The organism is Olleya sp. NP1-10 (genome assembly GCF_055804415.1).
The window spans coordinates 1,688,826-1,714,910 of sequence record NZ_CM147840.1; the positions used below are offsets into that span (position 1 = coordinate 1,688,826).

Sequence of the window (26,085 nt, forward strand, 5' to 3'; positions counted from 1 at the left end):
AAGCGGGCTGCAAAAAATGCAATTAATTTATACAACGAAATAAGATTAAATTTATCTTTAGACTATAAAACACCTAATATGGTCTATAAATTATCAGTGTAAATTCAATTTTAAACTGTAGCCCTATTTCAGGACTAGACATTACTCAGAACATTAAATTCAAAAATAAAAAAAATGAAGAAGATAATATTAACAATCACATTATTTGGAGCTTTTTTATCCATAAAAGCGCAAGATGAAACTGTTGATGGTAAATTAACTGTTGATGGACATATATATGGTAAATATTTACATACCACAGATAACAATGCAACTGGTGCTTTATTTACTTACCCTGTAAATCAAAATTTATATTTAGGAGCAGGTAAAGATCAAAATGGCAACAAAAATGAAATCATATTATATAATTTGAGTTGTGACGGAGGTTGCAATGTTCCTAAAATTAGATTGTTGACTGATCAAATTTATACTACAGGAAATTTCTATCAAAATATATCTGGGACTCCTTCTAATTGGGTCTATCAAATAAACTCTAGCAATAAAAAAAGTGGATTTTGGACTAATAATGGAAATCCAGCATTATACTTAAGAGATAATAGTGGAAATTTAAATGTTGTTGCAAGACCTGATGGAAAATCTTACTTTAATGGAGGTAATTTTGGGATTGGAACATCTAATCCTGATGCCAAACTTACAGTAGCAGGAAATATACATTCTCGAGAAGTTAAAGTAGTTATAAATGCAGGAGCCGATTTTGTTTTTGGAGACAATTATAGCTTACCTTCATTAGGTTTTATTGAAAAGTACATAAAAGAAAATAAGCATTTACCTGAGATTTCTTCTGAAAAAGAAATGAAAGAAAACGGACTTCTATTAGCAGAAATGAATATAAAATTACTTCAAAAAATAGAGGAATTAACACTCTATACCATCAAGCAACAAAAAGAAATCGAAAAGTTAAAATCTAGTAACAACATACTTATCGAAATACAAGTTAGACTTGATAAATTGGAATCAAAAAACTAAAGAAAAAGCTTTTACAGATATGTAAGATGATTTTTTAATTTTCTACATTTATAAAATCTATATCGGCACTCGTCCCTAGTTAGTACTCCCAGCTAGCGCTCGTCTGTGACGAGTGAGGTTAAGAGTAGGTTAAGAAAGAGAATAAAAAGAAAGTGTTTACAGATATGTAAGATGATTTTTTAGTTTTCTACATTTATAAAATCTATATCGGCACTCGTCCCTAGTTAGCACTCCCAGCTAGCGCTCGTCTGTGACGAGTGACGTTAAGAGTAGGTTAAGAAAGAGAATAAAAAGAAAGTGTTTACAGATATGTAAGATGATTTTTTAGTTTTTCTACATTTATAAAATCTATATCGGCACTCGTCACAGACAAGCGCTAGCGAGGATTATAATATAAAAACAGCTGATAGAATTAACAAAGAAAGATAATATATCATGAAAAAAATAATTTTATTGTTTTATGTTGCCATCCTAGTTATAGCTTGTAAAAAAAATGATGGAATCACTTTCAAAGAGGAAGAGGTAAGTTTAGAAGAAAAGACATTTTTTGAGTTTTATTTTAGAGACACACTTCAAGTAGGTAAAACATATGGAGGACTTATTTTATATAAAAGTCATCTAGATACTTTGACTAGATCAATTTACGGAAAAAGTAACGATACAATTCGTATAGTCTCATTTTATTTAAAGCAAAACAAAAAATATATAGAAAATGATTTTCAACATATATTAAAAAATGAGAAATCTCATTTATTTATAACCAAATCAAAAGATTCATTACTTTTTGAATATACATTTAAAGAAACCGGAAATTATTACTTAGAGGGAGTATTTGAAGATGAAATTACTTATGTAACTTTAGATGAGGATGAACCAGTAAATATTTTAACAAAATATAACCATGTTATATTCCCTGTCTTTGTTACGGATGATAAAAATATTTTGGATAAACAAGGTAGCCTTATAAGGAGGAATGATAATGGAGAAAGCGCTTTATTATTTTATAAAAAAGAATAAAGCTTATACCCTAGCTAGCGTTCGTCTGTGACGAGTGACGTATAGAGTGTTTTAAAAAAGAGAATAAAAAGAAAGTATTTACAGATATGTAGGGTGATTTTTTTAGTTTTTCTACATTTTAAGTAAGGTTTAACCATCGAGAATAAACATATGTTTTAATAGCTATATAAATGCTTATTAACAAGCTACGATATGCATATTGAGTTTGTAATTTAAACAAAAAAAGCTTTTTTGTATTTTAGGACTATGAGTAGAAAGTATAAGTTTAAAAACAAACAAGGTTTATACTTTGTAAGTTTTGCTACAGTAAATTGGATAGATGTATTTACAAGGCAAATTTATTTTAATGTATTGGCATATAGTGTAAATTATTGTAGAGCAGAAAAAGGAATGGAGTTGTATTGTTATTGTTTTATGCCAAGTCATATTCATTTTATATTTAGGTCAAGTAATGAGCAGCCAATGCAATTATTACGAGATTTTAAAAAGTATACAGCTAAAAAAGTAATAGAAGCTATAGAAAATAACCCACAAGAAAGTAGAAAAGAGTGGTTATTATGGATGTTCAAACGTGCAGGAAAAAAGCAAGGAAATGTATCTACATATCAATTTTGGCAACATCATAATAAACCTATAGAATTATGGAGCGACAAGGTTATAAAACAAAAAATAGATTATATACACAATAATCCAGTAGCCAGTGGTTTTGTAACTCAAGCAATAGACTGGAAATATTCAAGCGCAAAAAACTATCAAGATGATAGTACTATTTTAGAAATAGATAGTGTTGGCTTTTTTAGCTAAACACAATGTCTTTCTAGTTATTATAGTTGTTGTAAAGTAGTTTTAGTATAGGTTATAACAAACGACTTATAAACGTTAAATATACTAGATTTGTAAAATAATTTTAAGTCTATAACTTAATTATCCACCTTTAATATTGTTTTTACAAATGCATTAAATTTGATGTTTTCTAGCTAAATTGCGACTTAGTTTATATTTGTAAATAGATGCATCTGTAATAACATTTATACAGTTTATTATTTATAATTTTAATGTGCTGCACCATGAAAAACATATATTTTAAACAAAATTTAAAAGCATCATCATTGACAAATGCTATTTTTTTGTGTTTAATGATTTCTATATTTTGTGGTTGTTTAGTTTTAATAGCGCATTATCAAAATATGCTAAATCAAAAATTAGAGATAGAAGAAAATTTAATTAATAATAATACCTCCTGTTTTTACTATTTTCTTTCAAATTTAGAAAAACTAGAGCCTAACAAATCTACACAATTAGATCTTTTTGAAGACGGTATAATGTCTTTTGGATTAAAAAAATTGGGGATTTTATGATGTTTTAATTTGTAAAACAGTGTTTAAAAAAGACAGTGCTTTTAGTATAGCATTAGTTGGTCAAAATCAAGATTTAAAAAACAGATTGGCATTATTTGTTACAGATTATAGTAAGCCTTTAAAAGTATCTGGAAATAATAAATTTAATGGCGATTTAAAAGTCCCAAATGGACGTATTGAGCAAGGATACATTGGTGATTTTAAAAATAAATTAGTTTCTGTTATTGGAGACCAAAAGCAATCAGAAAAGCAAATACCAAAGATTAATAAAGATTTAAATTTAATAGATTTAAATTTTAAAACACTACCCATATCTTTTTATCAAGATAGTATTATTTTTAATTCTTTTAAAAATGAAACGATAAAGATTGACTTAACTGATATTAACCAACTAGGTGATACTAAAATAAAAGGGAATTTTATATTGTTTTCTAAAAAAACAATTAAAATATCAAACACCACACAATTAGAAGACGTCTTAATAATAGCACCAAAAGTAGTTATTAAGTCTGGTTTTGAAGGTAATATTCAAATTATCGCAGATCAAAACATTACAATAGAAGAAAATGTAAATTTAAAATATCCTTCAAGTGTTTATTTAAAAAATGATACAAATGAATCTATAGTTACAATTGGAAAAAAATCTAAAATAGCCGGAGGAGTAGTAGTAACAGGTAATACACTAAAAGGAGCTTTAAAAAGAAAGTTAATTATTCAAGAATCTGCAACAATAATAGGAGATGTTTATTGTTACGGAGCCACACAGTTACAAGGCGAGGTTATTGGATCTTTGTATGCAGATAAGATGTTTTTAAAAACAGAAACATCTGATTATGAAAACGTAATTGTAAATGGAAACGTTAATAGAGATAGTTTACCAAAAAAATTTATTAGATTACCTTTGTTTAATACTATAAATAAAACATCAAATTATTCTGTCATTAAAAAATTATAAAAAATTAAAAGCCTCTTCAATAATAGAGTCTGTAATAGCTATTGCAATAATCTCAGTATGTATATTAGTTGCTTTTATGGTTTACGTTAATGTAATAAAACAAAATAATCCTGTTGCATATTATAATGCAAAGCACAAAGTTAATGCACTAATAGAAGAAACAAAAATTACTAAAGATTATAAAAATAATAGTTACGCTTTTGATAATTATTTAGTTAATAAAATAAGCTCCATAAATACAGAAGATAAAACCGTATTGTTAGAATTTAAAATAGTAACAGGTAGTAAATCTTATATTATACATGCTTTAATACCTTTTGAAGATGACTAAGCAATTAAAGGGGTTTACAATTTTAGAAGCTTTAATAGGTCTTATGTTAATGAGTATAATTATAGGACTTATATTTACGACAATAAATTTAATTGGTAAGCAATTGTCGCTTTTTAAAAAAGAAAATACAGAAATTTTAGAGTATAATCTCTTTAATACAGTATTTAAAAATGATCTACATAATAGCAGAGATTATAAAATTAATAATAACCATATTTTGTTAGTTAAATATGATGACACCAAAGTTAGTTATAGTATTGAAAAACCAAATATGATTAGAAAAAAACTAAATGTTTTAGATACATTTAAAATTAAAATAATTGATTACAATTTTAATAACCAATTTAAATCTAATCAAAATATGTTGCATTTAAAGTTACGGTTATTAGATGAAACTATTAACGCAAATTATTTTTTTAATAATAGTGTTTCCAAAATTATAAACACCAAGTTGTTTTAATGAAAATTGATATAAGTACATATAATAAAACACCTAAAAAAAATAAAGATAACTTATTTGATTTTAAGTTGTCGGCCAATATATTAAATCGTTTTTCCGATAAGAAAAAAGAAGAATTTTATAGAGAGTTTTCTACATTAATAAAATCAGGAATAGACTTTAATCAAGCACTTCAAATATTAGCAGAACAACAAAAGTCTATTTTTTTAAAATCTATTTATAAAAAAATTAATAATGATGTCGTAAAAGGGAAAACACTTCATGAAGCTATTAAAAGTCATAAGTATTTTACACCTTATGAATATTATAGTATAAAAATAGGTGAGGAGACAAGAAGTTTAACCACTATTTTAGATCAATTAGAGAAATTTTTCACTAGAAAAATTAGTATGAAACGTCAGATTATTTCTGTCTTGGCCTATCCAGTTTTTGTAATCTTAATAACATTTGGCGTACTGTATTTTATGTTAAATTTTGTGGTGCCAATGTTTGCTTCTTTATTTCAGCAATTTGGTAAAGATTTACCTAAAATAACCATGTTTGTAGTTAAAATATCAAAGCATTTTAATTTAATAATAGGACTTTTTTTATATTAATAGTGTCGATATTTTTAATTAATAAATCTTTAAAAAACAATGATAGGTATCAAAGTGCACTATCTACAATTACTTTAAATATTCCCTTTTTTGGAGGGTTGATCAAAAAAATTTATTTAGCTAGATTTTGTCAGTCTTTAAGTTTATTATTATCAGCTAAAACTCCATTAATTACAGCATTAGATTTAACAGAGAAAATGATTTCTTTTTTTCCTTTAAAAAAGGCTGTAAAAGAAGCTAAAATAGATGTTTTAAAAGGAGGGAGTTTAGCTAATAGTTTAAAAAAGCATTCAATTTTTACTCCTAAAATTATTTCGTTAACAGTTATTGGAGAGCAGATAAATGAATTAGATCAAATGTATGATAGCTTGTCTAACCAATATAATAATGATATTGATCACTCTACTAAACTTATAGGAACAATAATGGAGCCAGTAATGATTATTTTAATTGGAGGAATTGTAGGTTTTATAATGATTGCAATGTACTCGCCTATTTTTGATATGAGTAAAATTTTAGAGCGTTAATTCTTAGTTTTTATTTTTCGCGCCTTTTTAAGTGAATCGTTATATTTTTTTTGTTTTTTGTCTTCCTTTCTTTTTACCCTATGTATGGAGTCATTAATCTTTTTTAAGGTTTTTTCTTTTTTTCTGGTAGCTCTTGTTATAGAATCTTTTCTTTTTACTATTTTGTTAAAAAAAACATTAAGTTTACTCTTTGGTTTTGAAGTGTAAATACTGTCTCCTTTAAAATATGTTGTATCTTTTTCTTTATGGTTAATCCAAGTATTTCTTTTTTCATTCTTCTTGTAAGTTCCAGATATAATTAAAGCACCATCTTTATTATATTCTAAATATTTACCATTTTTATAACCATCTGTCCAATCAACCTTAGTTTTTATATTACCATTGACATGCCAGGTTCTCCATTGTCCTTCTTTTAAACCATAATTAAAGGTTCCACTTTCTGCTAATTGTTTTGTTCTGTAAAACTTATTGAATTCATCATGAAGCGCTAAACCACCTACTTTAGATATAGAATTGTGTACTTGACTATTTTTAAACCAAAAATACTCTTTATCATTGCTGAATTTTTTTATTTCTTTTAAAGAAACATAACAAATGATGTCAAATTCACCATCTCGTATTATTTTTTTGAATATCTGAAGTAATAGATAGCAGTAATGCAGTTAAACTTAATAAAGCTAATGTATTTTTAGTTTTTATGATTTTAAACAAAATGGTTACTTTTAGAAATTTTAACTAAAGTATAAAAAAAGAGAAATACTATATATAGTATTTCTCTTTTTTGTGGAGTCGGAGAGAATCGAACTCTCGTCCAAACAAGTAACCAAAGGGCTTTCTACACGTTTATTCTTTTCTTAGGTTTTCGATTAAAAGCTGGTTAAAGACAACCCACTTTTAACTTATCTTTTTTAGTTTCGAAAAAGCATCAAAGCGCTACTTAATCTATATTGACATTTTCGATGCCTCAAAATGGAACGCCGTCAATCAAGGCTTTCCGGAGACATAAAGCTTGCTCACCTTGTGAGCCGAGGCTTAATCCTACTATAATTCAGATTAGGCAGCTAAAGCGTAGTTATTCTCGCCGATTAAAAAGTTGACTTAGTGTTTTACGAGTTCAAAATCGTTACTCGACGTGCTTACCGTCTAATTAATCTCGCTGTCAAAACCAGTCGACCCCAATTTTAATTAAATTATAAGAATGCAAAATTAATAAAAAGTTTGTTTAACCATGCATTAACTCTTAATTTAGTGCAAACTTTATACCAATTTATATTTAAATGAAATTCGCAATTATAAAAGAACGTAAAAATCCACCAGATAGACGTGTGGTATTTTCTCCTAATTATTTAAAGCAATTAAAAACGAGTTATCCTGAGGCTGAGTTGGTTGTAGAGGCTTCAGATATAAGAGTGTTTAATAATGACCAATATAAACAAGAACATATTACTGTTTCTGAAGACGTTTCGGATGCAGATGTTATGTTTGGTGTAAAAGAAGTGCCAATAGAGGCACTGATTCCTAATAAAAAATACTTTTTCTTTAGTCATACAATAAAAAAGCAACCTTATAACAGAACCTTGTTACAGGCTATTTTACAAAAAAATATTGAGCTTTATGACCATGAAACTATTGTTAAAGAGAATGGAGCACGTTTAATAGGTTTTGGACGCTATGCAGGTTTAGTAGGTGCTTACAATGGATTTAGAGCATTAGGTTTACGTGATGGATTATTTAAATTACCTAAAGTTGAAACTTTAAAAGATTTAGATGAGGTCAAGTCAGAATTAGATAAAATAAAATTACCTAACATAAAAATACTATTAACAGGATCCGGAAAAGTTGCAAAAGGAGCCAAAGAAATTTTAGACTATTTAAAGATTAAGCAGGTTAGTGATGCGTTGTATTTGACGTCTCAATTTACTGAGCCTGTGTATTGCATGATAGATGTTATGGAATACGCTAAACGTAAAGACGGTAAAGTAGGAGACAAGTGGGCCTTTTATAAAGATGCATCTGGTTATGAAAGTAACTTTATGCCTTATGCAAAAGAGACAGAATTTTTTATTGCTGGTCATTTTTATGGCGATGGAGCTCCTTATTTATTTACGCGTGAAGATGCAAAGCATCCTGAATTTAAAATAAATTTAGTAGCAGATATTTCTTGTGATATTGATGGTCCTGTAGCATCAACATTAAGAGCCTCTACAATTGCAGATCCATTTTATGGTTATGACCCAATTACCGAAAAAGAAGTAGCTTATGACTCTGAAAACGCTATAACTGTTATGGCTGTAGATAATTTACCATGTGAGTTACCTAAAGATGCAAGTGAAGGTTTTGGAGATATGTTTTTAAAACACGTTATACCTGCATTTTTTAATAACGACGAACATGGTATTTTAAATCGTGCTAAAATGACAGAAGCCGGTAAATTAACTAAACGTTTTAGTTATTTACAAGATTATGTGGATGGTAAAGAATAAAATTTTAAGATAGGAGTTTTAATACTTGAGATGTTCTATTAAAACAATAACCAAAAAGATATAAATGAAAAAACTTAGATGTTTACTACCAATACTATTGTTAGTATTTGTTTTTGCTTGCGAAAAAGATAACAATACACCATTAAATCAACAACAAGTTGATGCTGCTTTTAGTAACCCTTTTCTAGACAATTTTGGAGGGACAACTACTGCTCGCTTTATGGGTAATGTTATAAATGAATCTGGGAATCCAATTTCAGGAGTACAAATTTCAATAGGAAATTCAATTACATTTACAGATGTTAACGGAGTGTTTTCGGTTGAGGAAGCTACAGTTTATGAAAAGTTTGCCTACATCAAAGCCAGTAAGTCTGGATTTATAGATGGATCAAGGTCTTTACTACCTTCGGATGGCGTGAATCAGGTCAAAATTATGATGCTTGATGCAGAGCCTTTAGCGACTATATCCTCTGGGCAAGAATTTAATATTGGTTTACCAGATGGAACATCAATAGATTTACCAAGTACGTATGAATATCAAAATGGGTTTGCCTATCAAGGAGAGGTTTCGGTTGTATTAAAACATCTTAATCCAGATTATGATACTATGGATTTACAAATGCCAGGAACATTAATTGCTGAAAATGAAAGTGGAGATTTACGCGTTTTAGAAACCTACGGAATGATTGCAGTAGAGTTAATTGCAAGTGATGGAGAAAGTCTTAACATTGCTGATGGTACTGAAGCAACAATATCTATACCTGTTCCTGCTAATGCTGTAAATCCGCCTTTAACAATACCATTATGGTATTTTGATGAGGTCTATGGTTATTGGGTAGAAGAAGGTTTTGCAACTTTAGAAGGTGATAAATATGTTGGTCAAGTGACTCATTTTAGTTTCTGGAATTGTGATGATCCTTTTGCTTCGTCAGAATTGTGTGTTAATTTAGTAAACCAAAATGGTGACCCATTACAAAATACTTATGTGCAATTACAACGTGAGTCAACAGACTGGAACTCTTCTTCCTCTGGTATAACTAATCAAAATGGTAGTGTTTGTGGCTTAATACCAAGTGACGAAACCTTAACGTTAGTACTACCAGATTTTGGTTGTATTGGATATGATTATACACAAAACATTGGACCTTTTTCTGAAGATACTACAATTACAGTTACTGTTGAAGATACCAATGTTATGACTACAAACCTAACAGGTGTTTTTAATAATTGTTCAGGAGAAGCAGCTACCAATGGTTATGTACAATTATTTTACAATAATACGTCAAGTATTATACCTGTTACAGACGGAAATTTAAATCTAGTAATTGATTACTGTGATACAGATCTTAGTTTTAGTGCGCAGTTTTTTGATCTAGAAAATGGTCAAAGTTCTGATGTGGTTACAGGAACATTTACTGATCCATTAACGGACTTAGGTACAGAAATGTCATGTACAGATTTAACAGATAGTGATGCAGATGGAGTCTTTGATTTTAATGAAGATTTAAACGGAAATAATAATCTAGACGATGACGATACAGATCAAGATGGTATTGCAGATTATTTAGATGAAGATGATGATAATGATGGTGTAAATACTGTTGATGAAGATTATGATAATGACGGAAATCCAATGAATGAAGACAGTGATGCAGATCAAATACCAGACTATTTAGATCCTGTTGATGTGGTTACTTTTGGTACAGAGATTTGGGCTAATAATTGTGATAGCTCTAATTTACAATATGATTTGACTGAAACTTATGGAGCAACGTATCCAAATACAGTATTTACTTATTTTGAAACTGAAACAGATGCAGAAACAGGCGCAAACTCTATAATAAATCCTAGTTATTACAATGATTCTAATATGCTTGATATGGTGTTTGTAGTATCTACAAATACTATTTCTGATCAATCATATATTGGACAAATTGATTTATTAGGTATAAATACTATAGATAGTGATCAAGATGGTTTATCAGATTGTGAGGAGTTAACAGGTATTGATGACGTTAATACTGTTTGTAATCCAAATGGTAATATTACAGACCCTAATGCAGCAGATAGTGATGGAGACGGAGTTGATGATTGTCAAGAGGCAATTAATGGAACCGATCCTAACGATCCCTTAGATTTTTAAAGGTTAAATAAGAATAAAAAAGCGTCCTAATTTAGGACGCTTTTTTTGTTTTATAAGTTGATGAGTTTGAAATGTAATAACCAACATACAAAGTTGCTCCAAATACAATCGAAAATATCCAGGCATAATTATATGTTGTTGGATGTAAAATTATGGATGTAATTGTTTCAATTATAGTCCAAGGTTTATTTACTATTTCCCATGAATTAAATCGTAAAAATCTACCTAAGTATACTCCGAAACCAACCAATATAAATAGTATTGGTAGACTTAATGTAACAACTCTCTTTTCGACGTAAGTCTCAAAAATTAAACACATTGTTTTTGTCGATTTGTAAAACAAAATTAGTCCTGTTATCGCAAATACAATAATTATGAGTGTGTCTATCCAAATTAAATCTTGATGGCTATATTTTAAATGAAATAAATCTGTAACTATATATGGAGCATTAGGTAAAAATAGCAACCAAACAAAACTAATTGACAACAACGAAGCTTTATTTATAGTATTATAGGCTGACAAATAGCTACTAATCAAATAAGGAATTCCTGCTAAAAATAAATTCCAAATTAAAAATATGAAATAATATGTATTGGTTAACTTTATCCTAAGTAGTAGTAATACTATGCTAAATGTTGTTAGTAAAATTACAGATTGTATTGTTTTGTATTGGGTAAGTAAAATATGTCTAATAGTTTTCATGAGTCGTGATGTAATTAATGTCAACAAAATAAATAGTTATTATACCAAGTGCATAAGCAATTAAATCTTGAACACTAAAATGACTACCAAGTATTATGGATGTTAGTGTGTTATGTCTTAAATTTAAATAATCTAGTAGGTTGGCAAGTTGGGCAAATTCGATACTAAATGAAATAATTAATGCAATAATAGCTACAGTAATTGTGGACGTTTTAAAGATTGTTTTTATGGCGCAATACACAAGTATTGATGCTAGAAAATCGCCTAGAGTATAACGAATAAATCCACTGTTTAAAAAGTAAGCAATAGCAATTTCTGTAATTAATAAAGTTATTGTTAGGGCAAAAAATATAGAGTTAAATTTTAAAGGCATTATAGTTTTATTTTAGGACCTAAAAATTTAGGCTGTTTGTTTATAATAACATCTATAATGGCTTTTGTTCTGGCTAAATATTCCCTTGCTTTAGTGCGTAATCCATATTTACCTTTTATGTCTTTTGCGTTAAAAGCAATAACATTTAGTTGGTTATTGTTGGCTAAGTATATGGCACGTTCATTATGAAATTGTTGCGATATGATTGTGAAATTGGTTAATCCAAATATTTTATTGGCTCTAACAATAGAGTCTAAAGTTCTAAAACCAGCATAATCTAATACTATTTTGTCTTCCGGAACTCCTAATTGTATTAAATCATGTTTAAAGGTTGAAGGCTCGTCGTAATCAACTCTACTATTGTCTCCACTAATTAAAATAACATCTATTTTCTTGTTTTTAAAGAGTGAAAAAGCAGCCTCTAAACGGTATTTGTAATATAAATTAACACGACTACTTTCTCCAACATATTTGCCTGCGCCTAAGACTAAACCAACTCGGTTTTTAGGGATATCTTCAATAGTATTAAACAGTTTTCCTTCTGCGCTATATTCAATATGAAAGTTTGCCAATATTACAGCAAGTATCATTATAATGGATAGTGTTAATAAACGTTTGATGTAAGTTTTCATTTTGTTATGTTATTAGGGTTTGTAAATATGGTGCTTTTTAATGTTGTTAAAGAATTGTTTAATAAACCTTTATAGTCTAGATTGTAAAAGGAATTAGCCTTTTTTCCAATACTATAAGATTGCTTATAATACGTCCAATAATCTGGTAATATTAGTGTTCCTATGATTATTACACCAAACAAATACAAACTGCGTTTTCCATTACCAAAGCACAGGTATTGCAAAGCAATTTCATCTTGCTCATTGCTGTTGTAGCCAGTTAAGACGTGATAGGCATCATGACGTTCTGCTTTTGGGATTAATTCAAATCCATTAGTATCTAAAAATGCACCCAAATGGTAACCAAAGGTGTGCTGAGGTAATTCTAATAATTGCTGTTTTTTGATATTCCATGGGACATTGCGTTTGAAGTATGTTGTATATATGTATTGTGTGACTTTGAATAGCCAAGCGATGATTTGTTTACGTTTATTTTTCATTTTAAAGTACTTTGTATTTCAAAGTTAATAGTTAAAAAAAGATTATTGTTTTTTAATTAATTTTTCAAGTGCATTAATATGTTTTTTAAATTCGGCTTGGCCTAATTGGGTCACACTATATCGTGTATTAGGTTTACGATCTATAAATTGTTTTTCAACAATTATGTATTCTGCTTTTTCTAAAGCTTTAGTATGGCTGGCTAAATTGCCATCTGTCGCGCCAAGTAATTCTTTTAATGTTTTAAAATCTGCATATTCATTAACCATTAAAACAGACATGATACCAAGTCTAATCCTATGGTCAAATACTTTATTGATGTTAGTAATTATGCTCATTTATTTAATTTCTGCGGTAGCTAAAAATATTACTTATTTTTTACATCATATTTAAAGTGCATATATGTACCATAAATAATATGCATTATTCCAAAACCAATAACCCATAACCAAAAACCATAACCAGGATAAAGGGTGGCGATTAGTCCTAAAATAATTTCGGTAAAGCCCAAATATTTTATTGTACCAATGCTATATTTTGATGCACTAACTAATGCTAAACCATAAAAAATAAGCATTAAACCACCAGTTTGTCCATAGCGTCCTTGGCTAAGTATTATTAAAATATATAATCCTCCAGCTATTAACGGAATTAAAAAATTAAAGATTAAACGTTTTGAGGAGCTATCCCAAATACTTTCTCCGTTTTGTTTTGCCTTTTTTGTTGTTAGAAACATGCCAGTAACAAAACTTAAGACAGCAACCATTATTAAAATTAAAAATACACTTCTAAACACCCAACCGTCTAATGTTAAAGTTCCGTAGCTATATTTTGTGACTAAATAGTAGGTAGCAGTTGCGCCAATTAAAGCATAGATACCTGCTAGAATCCCAGAAAGACCACTTAAAGAAATAAATCTTGAAGATTTATTCATTAAGTTTTTAATCTCATTAATGTCTTTTAAATAATCTTTATCGCTCATGGTAAAAGTACTTTGAATTACAAAGTAACTTTAATTTGTAATAATATACAAGTTAAAAGTTTCTTAATATTCATTTTAACATTTGTGCTTTGGTGTAGTTTATTTTCATAAATTTATCCTTTAACCAATTAAAAAAATATATTATTATGGCATTAACAGGATTACTTTTAGACATCGCAAACATCTCAGGAGGTGTGTTATTAGGATTAGCAACACTTGATAAATGGGATGGTGACGCTAATTTTTTTAATAAAATTGCAGGTGTTTTAGCTCCTTTTCAGACCGTAATTGGAGGCGCATTAATAGTGTTACCAATACTTGGACTATTATCTGGTGGTTTTAGAATTTACGGGATTGTTAGTATTATAGGTGGTTTATTATTGTTAACTCACGTGTTTAGTAAAGTACCAGCTTTAGAAGAAACTTTAAAAAAAGTGTCTGGTGTATTAATGCCTTTTAAAGCTATTATTGGAATAGCTTTGTTAGCTATTGGTGTGTTAAGTTTACTACATATTTTATAGTATAACCATTGAATCCTGCTGAAGATTATATAATAAAGCAACCAGAACCTTATCGTTCTATTTTGTTGCATTTGCAGGTTATTATAGAACACACAATAACAGATTTTGAATTAAAATACAAATGGAGCATTCCGTTTTACTATGTAAACGGAATGCCTTTTTGTTATTTAAACGCCAGTCATAAAAAGCAATTCGTAGATTTGGCTTTTGTAAAAGGAAACCAGATTACAGCATATAAGTCTTATCATATTACTGAAAACAGAAAGAAGATGATGTCTTTAAGGTATCAATCTGTAAATGAAATACAAGATACTGTAATTATTGCTATTTTAAAAGACGCGTTAACTTTGTATTAGTTTTTATAATCTAAAACGTCCACCAATTGAAAATACACGTTGTAAAAACCAAAAGTGTTGTGAAGCACTTTCATTAGCATTACTAGTTGTTCTAATATCTGGCATGTTTATATAGCCACCTCTTAAATCGGTTTGAATAAAAAAGTATTTAAAAAAGGTGAAATTTAGCCCTACACTTGCTGATACTCCATAACCAGATAAATGAAATTCATCATAAGTTTCTTTACCTAAAAGCGTCGTATTGGTTTTTGGGTACAAAGCACCTGCACCAAGACCTTCTGTTATATTTAATTGAAATTTGTCTGTATTATTTATTTTAAATATAGACGATATATCATCAAATCTATTGACTTCTACATATACATAGTTTAATCCATTGGTATGCTCAAATTTTAAGAAGTCCTCAGACACAACATATTCACTGCCATCAAATTCTTGGTTAAATACACTCCCTTCTTCATCTGCAGGAAGGTTAACATAACCTGTTACATTCTGGCTTCGGTTTCTGTTCATTACATATTTCATGTGATCTACACCAAGTGATATATTGTATTTGTCAGAAATAAAATACCCAGCTTTAAAATTGGTTTGTGGTATGGTCATTCTAGTTGGATTAATATAATCTATATGCCAACCTTTAGGTTTGTCTTCAGCAGTAGCGTTTTTAATAGTAAAGTCGTATCCATCACCTTGAAACCTTATGTCAGATTCAGAAAATGTTTCTCTGTTTCCTCCCCAACTGATATAAAATTTTCCTTTATTGTTAGCAGTGTATCTCTGTGTGTCGTTGTTATTTTGGGCAAACGCTAATGTTGAAAACAGCGCAAGACTTAATAATGCTAAATGTTTTAGCGTTATATATTTCATTATAATAAAAAGAAATTTTGGTAATTATAAGCTATTGATTGTTTTTCTGATAGCTACTAGATTGCTTAGTAAATTTTCAAGATTATCTAAGTGTAACATGTTTGCTCCGTCACTTTTAGCATTAGCAGGATCAAAATGTGTTTCTATAAATAAACCATCTACATTATTTACAATTCCAGCACGTGCAATCGTTTCAATCATATCAGGACGTCCACCAGTAACACCAGCACTTTGATTTGGTTGTTGTAACGAATGTGTTACATCTAATACTGTAGGAGCAAATTGACGCATTGTAGGTATACCTCTAAAGTCAACTATCATATCTTGATAACCAAACATTGTACCTCTGTCGGTAATCCAGGCTTTGTCACTTCCAGCATCTTTTACTTTTTGCACAGCATGCTTCATAGCTTCAGGACTCATAAATTGACCTTTTTTAAGGTTAACAACTTTTCCTGTTTTTGCAGCAGCAACAACAAGATCTGTTTGTCTAACTAAAAAAGCTGGTATTTGTAATACATCAACATATTGTGCAGCTTTTGCAGCATCACTAGCTTCGTGTATGTCTGTAACAGTTGGTACATCAAATTTTTCTGAAACTTTAGCTAAGATTTCTAAAGCTTTTTCATCACCAATTCCTGTAAAACTATCAATTCTACTTCGGTTTGCTTTTTTAAAACTACCTTTAAATACATAAGGGATTTCTAGCTTATTGGTAACAGTTACTACTTTTTCAGCAATTCTAAAAGCCATGTCTTCGCCTTCAATAGCGCAAGGTCCACATAGTAAAAAAAGTTTTTACTATCAGTATGTTTTATTTTTGGTATATCTTGAAGTGTCATTATTTAAAATAAATTAGGCTGCAAAGATACGCTAATTTTCAGTAGTTAATAGGCTTGTGTTTGGTCTTAACATTTGCTGGATTTTACTATTGGTATGTTTACGATAATATACAGCCAAACCAATAAAGATTATAATACTGATAATAACAAGGTAAGCAATAGTAAGTAATGTATCGTCAACTTGTAAAATGTCTAAATAAGGAGCAATCCAAAACTTACATCCGATACTGATTAATAAAGCAATAATAATTGAAACACCTAAGATTTTAAAAGCAATTTTATGATATACTTTAGCTATTTGAGCTTTAGAATATCCTAAAAAATGAAGCTGTGTTATGGTTTGTTTGTTTTTTAAAATCAGTAGGTTAATGTTAGTAACTACTAAATAAATGGATAAAAATGTGATTAATAATCCAATGGCTAAAACAACGCTTAAGATTAGTTTTAGGACATAACTTAATTTTGAGTTTTGTACATCGTTTGATAAGTAATTGTAGTTTTTGGATGCTAAAAATTCTAGTAGTTTTGGGTCTGATGGGTTGATGACATCTAATATTATTCTAGAAATTTTACTAGCTTTATTTGGACTAAGCGTTTTATTAGTATGGTTTAAAAACGATTCTGGTACTAATATCGAATTTATTTTTTCTGAAGCATCTAAAATATAAGCTGGATACATTTTGGTTTTACTTGTTCCAGTAAGCTTAAGGTCTATTGGGATTTGTCTTATGATTTTTTCATTAATCTGAGGCATTCCTGTACTTGCTGCGTATCCAAAATTGTATAAGTTTATATAGTTTTTAGGAATTATAATTGGGACTTCTCTGTCTCCTGGTTGCCATTTCCAATCGTCACTTTTTATATCGATAAATTGATCTCCAACAGCTTCTAAAAACATTTCGGTTGATATACCTGTGTAATTAGGTAGAGTTACACTTGCTAAAACACGGTAAGTACCATGTGTAAAGCCACCTGTTTTATTAATAAAAGGTTGTTGTTGTAGCTCTTTAATTTCTTGATCTGTAAATGCATTATCACGTCCTAAATCTTTATAAATTATTAGGTTTTGATTGCCTAATAAATCGTTTTCAGAATTGAATACTGAGCGTGTGTCTACAAATAATTGAATAACTATTAATAGTATTGCTAAACCTAAACTAGAGCTTAATGCAAAAAAGATAAGCTGAGATTTATCAACTTGTTTTTTTAATAGTGTATCAATCATAATAATAAGGTTTTAGTATAATTGATGTTGTAAGTGTCTCCTAAACTAGCAACAATTAGGGTTGCTTGATTGGCTTCTGCTTGTTGGTTAACTAAATTAACAGCATTTGTAATTTGTGCTTTATCAATATGGCTAAAAGGCTCATCAAGTAGTAATAGTTCAAAAGGTTGGCATAAAGCCCTAACAATTGCGACACGTTGTTGCTGTCCATAAGATAACGTATCTGCTTTTTTATTAGCTAATTGATCGATGTCTAATTGTGCTAACATTGCTAAGATTTCGGTTTCAGTTTTATGATTAGTTAAAGTGTTTTTAAGTTGAATGTTTTCCATAGCTGTTAACTCTGGAAATAAACGTAAACCCTGAAACACAATTGCTATTTTGTTTCGTCTTAAAGATGTCCAATCGTTTTCTGACAATGAATCTATAGCAGAATTATCAAATTGTATGGTACCCGAAAATTTATTGTTTAATCCATAAAGGAAATTAAAAAAAGAACTTTTTCCGCTTCCTGAAACTGCTTTGACTAGATATTTTGAATTTGGGAGTAGTTCAAAATTTTTACTCCAGACTTCTGATGAAGCTGGAGTAAAAAAATCTGGTATTATAGATTGTATGTTTATATGCACTTAAGCTTGTATTAGTTAGTTGTTTCTTCAACTTCTTCTATCTCAATAACCTCTTCAGTCATTTCTTCTTGTTCTTTTTTTAGATCATCTTCAAATGTACTCATAGTTTTAGCTAATTCGTCACCATATTTGATAGATTGTATTAACGAGTTTTTACCACCTTTAGTGTATAGGAAAGACTCACTACCATCAACGTCTACAAAATAATGAATTTCACCATAATATTTTTCATATAGTTTATTACTTGTTTCGGATAATTTACTCATTGCATTATTACTGTCGTATGCGTTATAGCGACCATAAGGATTGAACATGTTACTTAATGAACTTGAAAAGTCATTAGTAATTGCTCCAATGTTTCCTTTAGAATACACATACATTGAGTGTGATAATTTGTCTTTATGTTTAAAATCTGACATATTATTAGTTAACTGACCATTATTTTTCATTTGGCTAGCACGTTCTTCATCATTAGTAATCAAAATTAAATCGTCAGTAATTACCACAAAAGCTTCGTTGTCTACTCTATAATAATCTTTACTAATTTCTTGTAAAGGCGCTCCTTTTTCTTTAATAAGACTTAAAAAGTTTGAAACTTTAGATTTATCTTTAATAGCAATTGCACCATACATGTTTGGTACTTTTTTGTCTATTAATTTATAAGACTCTTCACCTGAATAATAATTATAACTGTAAACCGAATCTTTTACTGTTTTACCTTCTGTTAAGGCAAACATTATAGTTTCGTCAAATAACGCAGTAAAGTCAGAAGTAGTCATTCCAATTTCTTTAGACGCTTCACGATCTGATCTTTCCATGTTTTTTTTAAGTTCTTCTCTAACTTGAACTGGAAGTAATTTATTGTCTTGAAGGCTAACAATATGCTCATAAAATGCTTCAAAATCAATGGACATTTTTGTCACAACCAATGGGTCGTTAGGTAATGCATTTAGCATAGGTTTGCTGTATGATGTAGTCATATACTTGTCATAAGCTATTAAAGATTTGATATCATTATTTAATTTTAGCTTAGTATCTGTATGTAAGTGGTCGTTTTCAAAACTTCCGTAATAAGTAATGTTATTGTTTTCTAAATCAATATCAAATCCAGAGAAGGTATTTAGTATACCATTAAAAGTATCTCCTAAAGGTGTAGAGGTTACATGAAGACCAATGTCTTGCTTTGTGTCAAAAAAGTCATCAAAATAGTTGGTTGCTAAAATAGACTCTTGTCTCTCTAGGTCTGTTAAATCTTTTAATTCTGCAGCAGCATAATTATTAGCGCCAATAATTAAAGCAGTTTTATCATTATAACCAATAGCAAACTCTCTGTTAGAATATACTGTGTAAGCATTGTTTTTACCAACATTGTCTTCTTTTTCTAGATTATCTAACTTATCTATAATTGGCTTAATAAAGGCTTCAAATGATGCAGCATCTTTGATAGGTAGTATTAAACCACCAACTCCAGACATTCTTTTAAAAGACCCAAAACCTAAGATGTATTCTTTTCTAAAAGTGTTGTTAATATTGTCTTGTGACATTAATTGATCTACAAATTCTTTGATTTCTTTAGGTGCTTTATCTTCAATTATGGTATTTATGCTTAGTTTGCTAAAGTCTAAATCTTGACTTTTCTTTGATAAAGACTCTAAGTTAATATACATTACACCAATAGCGTCTTTAGGTACAAGGTAAGCTTCGTCAATGGTTTTGCTACAACTTGCAAACAAAAAGGTGATGGTAAGAAGGGATAATAATTTTTTCATTTTTTAAGAATAAAATTTGGATATTGATTAATATGTCAACAAAACTAATAATATAATATTTTTAACAAAATAAATATCAAACCATTACCTTAAGTTAACATAACTATCTGTGTGTCTTCTTATAAAAATGTTACATTTATTTTTAAAAATTTATCAAAAAAAATTAAGCTGTTTTTTCGATAAAAATTAAGTACATTTGCACGCTTAAAATAAGGCACAATTATGGCTAATATCAAAAACATTGCAATTATTGCACACGTTGACCACGGAAAAACAACGTTGGTTGATAAAATTATGTACCACTGTCAATTGTTTCGTGAAAACGAAAACACAGGAGACTTAATTTTAGATAATAACGACTTAGAACGTGAAAGAGGAATTACAATTACTTCTAAAAACGTTTCTGTTATATACAAAGACACTAAAATTAATATTATTGACACACCTGGTCACGCCGATTTTGGAGGAGAAGTAGAGCGTGTATTAAACATGGCAGATGGTGTTGTGTTATTAGTTGATGCTTTTGAAGGACCAATGCCTCAAACGCGTTTTGTATTACAAAAAGCGATTGACTTAGGTTTAAAACCATGTGTGGTAGTAAATAAAGTTGATAAAGAAAACTGTACTCCAGATGAAGTACATGAAAAAGTATTTGACTTAATGTTCGAGTTAGGAGCAGAGGAGTGGCAGTTGGATTTTCCAACAGTTTACGGTTCGGCTAAAAATAACTGGATGAGTGAAGATTGGAAAGTTGAAACTGATAACGTTGAGCCATTATTAGACATGGTTGTAGAGCATGTACCTACACCTAAGTTTGATGAAGGAACAACACAAATGTTAATCACATCTTTAGATTTCTCTTCTTTTACAGGTCGTATCGCGATTGGTAGATTACAAAGAGGTGAATTAAAAGAAGGGCAACAAATCTCGTTAGTTAAAAGAGATGGTACTGTTGCTAAAAGTAGAGTTAAAGAACTTTTTATATTTGAAGGTTTAGGACGTAAACGTGTAGAAAGTGTACAAGTAGGAGATATTTGTGCAGTTGTAGGTATTGAAGGTTTTGAAATTGGAGATACTATTGCAGATATTGAAAACCCAGAAGGTTTAAAATCTATTGCAATTGATGAGCCTACAATGAGTATGTTATTTACTATTAACGATTCTCCATTCTTTGGTAAAGACGGTAAATATGTAACGTCTAGACACATTAAAGATCGTTTAGAAAAAGAATTAGAGAAAAACTTGGCGCTTAGAGTAGGAGAAACTGATACTGCTGATAAGTTTATGGTTTTTGGACGTGGTGTATTACACTTATCTGTTTTAATCGAAACAATGCGTCGTGAAGGTTATGAGTTACAAATTGGACAACCACAAGTAATCATTAAAGAAATTGATGGTGTTAAATGTGAACCAGTTGAAGAATTAACTATTGACTTACCAGAAACAGTATCTGGAAAAGCTGTAGAATTTGTAACATTACGTAAAGGAGAATTATTAAGTATGGAAACTAAAGGAGATCGTATGATCTGTGAGTTTTTAATTCCTTCTCGTGGTATTATAGGTTTACGTAACCAATTATTAACAGCAACTGCAGGTGAAGCTATTATGGCACACCGTTTTAAAGAGTACCAACCATTAAGAGGTGATATTCCTGGACGTATATCAGGATCATTAATATCTATGGAAAACGGTAAAGCAATTCCTTATTCTATTGATAAATTACAAGATAGAGGTAAGTTTTTTGTTGAACCAGGAGAAGATATTTACGAAGGTCAAGTAATCGGAGAAAACTCTCGTCAAGATGATATGGCTGTAAACATTACTAAAGCTAAAAAGCAAAGTAACGTACGTAGTTCTGGAGCAGATGATAAGGCTAAAATTGTACCAGCTATCAAGTTTAGTTTAGAGGAAGCTTTAGAATACATACAAAAAGATGAGTATGTTGAAGTTACACCAAATCACTTGCGTTTACGTAAAATCTGGTTAACAGAAAACGATCGTAAAAGAAACAAGATTGCATAACATTTGAAACCAATACAGTTACCAAATCCAACACTTAGACGTGTAGTACACTCTAAATATATTGATATTGTTGGTGTGGTTTTGGTAACTGTTATCTGTTTTTACAGAGGTTTTCATGAAACTATATATTATCAAGGAGGTATCCAATTTGGGGTACCTCTTTCTAGTTTTAGTGACTACATATCTAAAGGCGCTTTTCCAATTGGTTTATTGTCTACATTAGGTGCTGTAGTGTCTTTACTAGCAGCAAGAATGATTGTTAAACAACAAAATCTAGGTAATTTAATAGGTGTTTTTACAACCGTTAATTCCGGAATAATAGATTATTTGTTTGGTAATCACTCTGCTATTATTACCTATCCATTAACTTTTATTATAGCTATTTTAGCTACAAAAAAATGGAGCGAAGGTGAGCAAGTAAAAAAAGCAGATGCTAAGTATTGGCTGCTAATTGCTTTGGCTTTTATAGTGTCTTATACACTTGTGTTTTTAGGGTTTTATTGGTTTGGAACTAATATTAAAAATCAGTTTTTTAAGCATACAGTAGCTATAATATTTGGTATATCATTGGTTGGAAATATAAGTACAGCCTTTAAATATGAGCAAACCTTTTTAACTTGGTCCTTTTATAATTTAGCACAAATTATAAAAAATGTAATTCAAGGTAATATTGCAAATATTGTAAAATATGTGTTTTATATTATAAACTCAACCCTTACTTTTTTTGATTGGCGTTTAAATGGAGATATAAAACAAAATCCAAACGTTAAATAGTATCTATTTTTTAAAAGCATTATTACATTGTTTATATTTACAAAAAACAAACAATGTATAGTCTTTATTTTGATCCAGGTTTAGGTGCAATGATTATTCAGTCTATTGTGGCAGCAGTAGCAGCAATCCTGCTATTTTCAAAAAACATTTTGTATAAAGTCAAAGCCTTTTTTGGGTTAGCTAAAAAAGATAATGATGATTTGTTTGACGATATAAATGTTAAAGAATCTGATACAGATAACACAAGTAACTAGTGACCAATATAACTAATCATACTGCGTCCTATAAAGATCCCTCTGGTTTTGTTTTTCTTGAAAATGGAATTATTAAAAGACAAATTAATCCTATTTACTTTAAGCAATATCTAGCCTTAAAAGATTCTGGTTTTTTTAAACAGTTATTTGATAATCAATTACTAGTTAAACACGACGAAGTTTTTTCGTCTTCAGAAAAAATAGTCTTACAACCAGAACAAATCTCTTTTATTACTTACCCTTATGAGTGGAGTTTTAATCAATACAAAGCGGCAGCATTATTAACTTTAAAGCTTCAGAAATTTGCTATTGAGCATGGATTTACTTTAAAAGACGCTTCTGCATTTAATGTTACTTTTAATAAGGGTAAAGCTGTTTTTATAGACACGTTGTCTTTTGATTTTTATATAGAAAACTCACCTTGGAGAGCTTACAAGCAATTTATAACTCATTTTTTAGGACCATTAGTTTTAGCACATTATCATGGCTCACAGTCTTTAAAACTTATAAGTAATTTTATGGATGGCATTCCTCTTAAAATGTTAGCTTCTATGCTTCCGTTTAAGACTAAATTGAATCCTTTTTTGTATTCAAATATTCATCTTTTAGCCAAGTTTGAAGATAAGCATAACCAAGATTATAAAGGAGAAACAAAAGCAAGCACATTAAGTAAAAAAGCACAGTTAAATATTGTACAAAGCCTGTATGATTATATAAAAAAGCTGAATTTAAAAGAAAGTAGCGAATGGGGTAATTACTATAAAAAGATTAATTATAGTGATAGTTCATTCGACTTTAAGTCAAAAATAATTAACCAATGGGTTGATAATTTAAACACTAAAACACTTATAGATATTGGTGGTAATGATGGCACTTTTGTTAGAAAAATAAAAGCATCATTGCAACATGCTTTAGTTTGTGATATGGATAATAATGCTGTAGACCACAATTTTAAACTTATAAATACAAATAAAGATAGTTACATCACGCCTTTTGTTTTAGATGTTTTAAATCCTTCAGCAAGTATAGGTTTTAATAATTTAGAGCGATTTTCGTTTTTAAAAAGAATCAAAGACTTTGCTCCTGATACGACATTGGCTTTAGCTGTAATACATCATATGTCATTAAGCGGAAATGTTAGTTTTGACATGTCTGCTAGGTTTTTTGCTTCGTTTTCAAAAGATTTTATTATTGAATTTCCTAAACGAGAAGATTCTTGGGTACAACGTTTATTAAACAGCAAAACCGATTTTAAAGCGTATTTTGATTTTTATAATGAAGATAATTTTGAAAATAGTTACAAAAATTATTTTCAAATTTTTGAAAAGCAACACATCGTAGACACACATCGTGTGCTATATTTAATGAAAGTTAAATGAAAAAAAGTATTCTGAAATTTGTAAATAGTGAAGCAGATTACCCCGTTATTGTAGGTTTAGCTTCAGGATTATATCCAATGTTTTACTATTATAATTCAAATTTCACTCAGGTTAATTCATTGTATCAATTTTTCTTTTTTTATTAGTTTATTTAGTCTTTCCTGTAATTGTAATGCTAAGTATGTCTTTTTTTCTAATAAAAACAACTTTTTTAAAGACATATAATAAGCAGTTATATTTAGGTTTTAACATCTTATGGTTTGGTTATTTGTTAATGATTAGTTCGGTAGGAACTAGTTTTAAATATTTATTTTTTATTGCATTATTATCAATAATTTGTGCAATAGCTTTTGGTAAATATTTAAAAAAAATAGTGGTGTTTCAATTATTATTAGCATTACTGTCAAGCGTTATGCTAATACCAATACTATTGAGACATTTATCTTATAGTAATCAGTGGTTAGATCAACCAGATGCTATTAAAAATGTGACTTTTAAAACCAAGCCAAACATTTATATGATTCAAGTGGATGGTTATGTAAATGTAGATGTTTTAGATAAAGGGTATTATGATTTTGATAATTCAAATTTTAATAATTACCTAAAAACTAATGGCTTTAAAAACTATAAAAATTATAGGAGTAATTATTTCTCTACTCTAAGCTCGAACAGTTCTCTTTTTGCTATGAAACATCATTATTATTCTGAACCTGTAAAAGCTTTTAATGAATTGATTAATGCTAGACAAATAATAGTAACTGATAATCCTGTTTTGCAAATTTTAAAAAAGAACAATTATAAAACTCATTTATTGTTAGAGCATCCTTACTTTTTAGTAAACAGACCAAAAATGGGATATGATTATTGTAATATTAATCCTAGTGAGATTGCCTACAATGATAAAGGGTTTTCGGTTAAAAAAGAAGTGTTAAAAGATTTGCAGCAGGTGCTGTCCCAAGAAATGGTGTCACCTAGTTTTTATTTTATTGAAAAACTTTTACCATCACATATAACAAATATGTCTGCAGATTGGGCTAATAAAAAGTCAGAAAGAATAGCTTATTTAAATCGTTTAGAAGAAACTAATCTTTGGCTAAAAAATGCTATTGAAATAATAGAAAACAAAGACAAAAATGCGTTAATTATAATTAGTGCAGATCATGGAGGATTTGTTGGCTTTAATAATACCAAGGAGTCAGCAACAAGGGTAGACGATAAGGAATTAATTTATTCTATTTATAGCGCTATGTTGTCTGTAAAATGGAATGATCAATCACCAAATTTTGATTATAAATTTAAAACACCAGTTAACTTTTTAGGATTTTATTTTCTTACCTAAGTCAGGACGAAAAACACCTTAATTATCTAGAGGAAGACAGTAGTT

Annotated in this window: 28 protein-coding genes, 1 other RNA gene and 1 pseudogene; 18 read left to right on the forward strand and 12 right to left on the reverse strand. The window is 29.2% G+C overall.

Annotated features, from left to right (window positions below):
- Nucleotides 1-174 precede the first annotated feature (174 nt).
- The 9 genes from AC0L4B_RS07745 (at nt 175) to AC0L4B_RS07785 (ending at nt 6,270) form a co-directional block, all read left to right on the forward strand.
- Entirely contained in the window at nt 175-1,026 is an 852-nt protein-coding gene (locus AC0L4B_RS07745; RefSeq protein ID WP_473439268.1) for a vacuolar protein sorting family 37 protein, read from the forward strand.
- A 435-nt stretch (nt 1,027-1,461) separates the two neighbouring features.
- Nucleotides 1,462-2,043, forward strand: a complete 582-nt coding sequence (locus AC0L4B_RS07750; RefSeq protein WP_473439269.1) for a hypothetical protein — start codon at nt 1,462-1,464, stop codon at nt 2,041-2,043.
- A gap of 246 nt (nt 2,044-2,289) precedes the next feature.
- Nucleotides 2,290-2,847 carry an REP-associated tyrosine transposase gene (locus AC0L4B_RS07755; RefSeq protein ID WP_473439270.1) on the forward strand — a complete coding sequence of 186 codons (558 nt, stop codon included), beginning with the start codon at nt 2,290-2,292 and terminating at the stop codon, nt 2,845-2,847.
- A gap of 263 nt (nt 2,848-3,110) precedes the next feature.
- The gene (locus AC0L4B_RS07760; protein ID WP_473439271.1) at nt 3,111-3,401 is read left to right on the forward strand and encodes a hypothetical protein; all 291 of its coding nucleotides are present in this window, start codon (nt 3,111-3,113) and stop codon (nt 3,399-3,401) included.
- A gap of 19 nt (nt 3,402-3,420) precedes the next feature.
- Nucleotides 3,421-4,356 (forward strand): hypothetical protein, encoded by a 936-nt coding sequence (locus tag AC0L4B_RS07765; protein ID WP_473439272.1) that lies wholly within the window; start codon nt 3,421-3,423, stop codon nt 4,354-4,356.
- Between the two features lie 76 nt (nt 4,357-4,432).
- Nucleotides 4,433-4,687 carry a hypothetical protein gene (locus AC0L4B_RS07770; RefSeq protein ID WP_473439273.1) on the forward strand — a complete coding sequence of 85 codons (255 nt, stop codon included), beginning with the start codon at nt 4,433-4,435 and terminating at the stop codon, nt 4,685-4,687.
- The gene (locus AC0L4B_RS07775; RefSeq protein WP_473439274.1) at nt 4,680-5,147 is read left to right on the forward strand and encodes a hypothetical protein; all 468 of its coding nucleotides are present in this window, start codon (nt 4,680-4,682) and stop codon (nt 5,145-5,147) included. Before AC0L4B_RS07770 ends, AC0L4B_RS07775 begins: the two co-directional genes overlap by 8 nt.
- Nucleotides 5,147-5,743: a type II secretion system F family protein gene (locus tag AC0L4B_RS07780; RefSeq protein WP_473439275.1), complete on the forward strand. Its 597-nt coding sequence runs from the start codon at nt 5,147-5,149 to the stop codon at nt 5,741-5,743. Before AC0L4B_RS07775 ends, AC0L4B_RS07780 begins: the two co-directional genes overlap by 1 nt.
- Nucleotides 5,744-5,745: 2 nt before the next feature.
- Entirely contained in the window at nt 5,746-6,270 is a 525-nt protein-coding gene (locus AC0L4B_RS07785; protein ID WP_473439276.1) for a type II secretion system F family protein, read from the forward strand.
- A gap of 781 nt (nt 6,271-7,051) precedes the next feature.
- On the opposite strand, the gene ssrA is transcribed toward AC0L4B_RS07785, so the two are convergent.
- Nucleotides 7,052-7,447: a transfer-messenger RNA gene (gene ssrA, locus AC0L4B_RS07790) on the reverse strand.
- A 100-nt stretch (nt 7,448-7,547) separates the two neighbouring features.
- On the opposite strand from ssrA, the gene AC0L4B_RS07795 reads away from it, so the two are divergent.
- Together AC0L4B_RS07795 and AC0L4B_RS07800 are read left to right on the forward strand one after the other, a co-directional pair.
- A complete protein-coding gene (locus AC0L4B_RS07795) occupies nt 7,548-8,753 on the forward strand; it encodes an NAD(P)-dependent oxidoreductase (RefSeq protein WP_473439277.1) in 1,206 nt (401 codons plus the stop codon).
- A 64-nt stretch (nt 8,754-8,817) separates the two neighbouring features.
- The gene (locus AC0L4B_RS07800) at nt 8,818-10,896 is read left to right on the forward strand and encodes a hypothetical protein (RefSeq protein WP_473439278.1); all 2,079 of its coding nucleotides are present in this window, start codon (nt 8,818-8,820) and stop codon (nt 10,894-10,896) included.
- Between the two features lie 31 nt (nt 10,897-10,927).
- On the opposite strand, the gene AC0L4B_RS07805 is transcribed toward AC0L4B_RS07800, so the two are convergent.
- From AC0L4B_RS07805 to AC0L4B_RS07830, 6 genes are read right to left on the reverse strand one after another with little or no spacing between them, the layout of a single operon-like run.
- Nucleotides 10,928-11,599: a DUF1361 domain-containing protein gene (locus tag AC0L4B_RS07805; protein ID WP_473439279.1), complete on the reverse strand. Its 672-nt coding sequence runs from the start codon at nt 11,597-11,599 to the stop codon at nt 10,928-10,930.
- Nucleotides 11,586-11,972, reverse strand: a complete 387-nt coding sequence (locus AC0L4B_RS07810) for a ribosomal maturation YjgA family protein (RefSeq protein ID WP_473439280.1) — start codon at nt 11,970-11,972, stop codon at nt 11,586-11,588. Before AC0L4B_RS07810 ends, AC0L4B_RS07805 begins: the two co-directional genes overlap by 14 nt.
- Nucleotides 11,972-12,604 carry a SanA/YdcF family protein gene (locus AC0L4B_RS07815; protein ID WP_473439281.1) on the reverse strand — a complete coding sequence of 211 codons (633 nt, stop codon included), beginning with the start codon at nt 12,602-12,604 and terminating at the stop codon, nt 11,972-11,974. Before AC0L4B_RS07815 ends, AC0L4B_RS07810 begins: the two co-directional genes overlap by 1 nt.
- Nucleotides 12,601-13,083, reverse strand: a complete 483-nt coding sequence (locus AC0L4B_RS07820; protein WP_473439282.1) for a hypothetical protein — start codon at nt 13,081-13,083, stop codon at nt 12,601-12,603. Before AC0L4B_RS07820 ends, AC0L4B_RS07815 begins: the two co-directional genes overlap by 4 nt.
- Nucleotides 13,084-13,125: 42 nt before the next feature.
- Nucleotides 13,126-13,419 (reverse strand): winged helix-turn-helix domain-containing protein, encoded by a 294-nt coding sequence (locus AC0L4B_RS07825; protein ID WP_028606785.1) that lies wholly within the window; start codon nt 13,417-13,419, stop codon nt 13,126-13,128.
- 29 nt (nt 13,420-13,448) lie between these two features.
- Nucleotides 13,449-14,063, reverse strand: a complete 615-nt coding sequence (locus AC0L4B_RS07830; protein WP_473439283.1) for a hypothetical protein — start codon at nt 14,061-14,063, stop codon at nt 13,449-13,451.
- Nucleotides 14,064-14,209: 146 nt separating this feature from the next.
- Between AC0L4B_RS07830 and AC0L4B_RS07835 the strand changes: the two genes are divergently transcribed.
- Together AC0L4B_RS07835 and AC0L4B_RS07840 are read left to right on the forward strand one after the other, a co-directional pair.
- On the forward strand, nt 14,210-14,584 hold the full coding sequence (locus tag AC0L4B_RS07835; RefSeq protein WP_473439284.1) for a hypothetical protein: 375 nt from the start codon (nt 14,210-14,212) through the stop codon (nt 14,582-14,584).
- A gap of 8 nt (nt 14,585-14,592) precedes the next feature.
- On the forward strand, nt 14,593-14,940 hold the full coding sequence (locus AC0L4B_RS07840; RefSeq protein WP_473439285.1) for a DUF1801 domain-containing protein: 348 nt from the start codon (nt 14,593-14,595) through the stop codon (nt 14,938-14,940).
- Between the two features lie 3 nt (nt 14,941-14,943).
- Here the strand turns inward: AC0L4B_RS07840 and AC0L4B_RS07845 are convergent, their stop codons facing one another.
- The 5 genes and pseudogenes from AC0L4B_RS07845 to AC0L4B_RS07865 form a co-directional block, all read right to left on the reverse strand.
- The gene (locus AC0L4B_RS07845) at nt 14,944-15,807 is read right to left on the reverse strand and encodes a hypothetical protein (RefSeq protein WP_473439286.1); all 864 of its coding nucleotides are present in this window, start codon (nt 15,805-15,807) and stop codon (nt 14,944-14,946) included.
- Between the two features lie 24 nt (nt 15,808-15,831).
- A pseudogene (kdsA, locus tag AC0L4B_RS07850) lies at nt 15,832-16,649 on the reverse strand (3-deoxy-8-phosphooctulonate synthase).
- Between the two features lie 31 nt (nt 16,650-16,680).
- Nucleotides 16,681-17,874: a hypothetical protein gene (locus AC0L4B_RS07855; protein WP_473439287.1), complete on the reverse strand. Its 1,194-nt coding sequence runs from the start codon at nt 17,872-17,874 to the stop codon at nt 16,681-16,683.
- Entirely contained in the window at nt 17,871-18,503 is a 633-nt protein-coding gene (locus AC0L4B_RS07860) for an ATP-binding cassette domain-containing protein (RefSeq protein ID WP_473439288.1), read from the reverse strand. Before AC0L4B_RS07860 ends, AC0L4B_RS07855 begins: the two co-directional genes overlap by 4 nt.
- 11 nt (nt 18,504-18,514) lie before the next feature.
- Nucleotides 18,515-20,272 (reverse strand): hypothetical protein, encoded by a 1,758-nt coding sequence (locus tag AC0L4B_RS07865; RefSeq protein WP_473439289.1) that lies wholly within the window; start codon nt 20,270-20,272, stop codon nt 18,515-18,517.
- A gap of 222 nt (nt 20,273-20,494) precedes the next feature.
- Between AC0L4B_RS07865 and typA the strand changes: the two genes are divergently transcribed.
- The 5 genes from typA (at nt 20,495) to AC0L4B_RS07890 (ending at nt 26,040) form a co-directional block, all read left to right on the forward strand.
- Entirely contained in the window at nt 20,495-22,294 is a 1,800-nt protein-coding gene (gene typA / locus AC0L4B_RS07870; protein WP_028290336.1) for a translational GTPase TypA, read from the forward strand.
- 3 nt (nt 22,295-22,297) lie between these two features.
- Nucleotides 22,298-23,068 carry a nicotinamide mononucleotide transporter family protein gene (locus AC0L4B_RS07875; protein WP_028606792.1) on the forward strand — a complete coding sequence of 257 codons (771 nt, stop codon included), beginning with the start codon at nt 22,298-22,300 and terminating at the stop codon, nt 23,066-23,068.
- A gap of 53 nt (nt 23,069-23,121) precedes the next feature.
- A complete protein-coding gene (locus AC0L4B_RS07880) occupies nt 23,122-23,322 on the forward strand; it encodes a hypothetical protein (protein ID WP_054851772.1) in 201 nt (66 codons plus the stop codon).
- Complete coding sequence (locus tag AC0L4B_RS07885) at nt 23,322-24,701, forward strand: class I SAM-dependent methyltransferase (protein WP_473439290.1); 1,380 nt, start codon at nt 23,322-23,324, stop codon at nt 24,699-24,701. Before AC0L4B_RS07880 ends, AC0L4B_RS07885 begins: the two co-directional genes overlap by 1 nt.
- A 181-nt stretch (nt 24,702-24,882) precedes the next feature.
- Nucleotides 24,883-26,040: a sulfatase-like hydrolase/transferase gene (locus AC0L4B_RS07890; protein ID WP_473439291.1), complete on the forward strand. Its 1,158-nt coding sequence runs from the start codon at nt 24,883-24,885 to the stop codon at nt 26,038-26,040.
- Nucleotides 26,041-26,085: the final 45 nt, after the last annotated feature.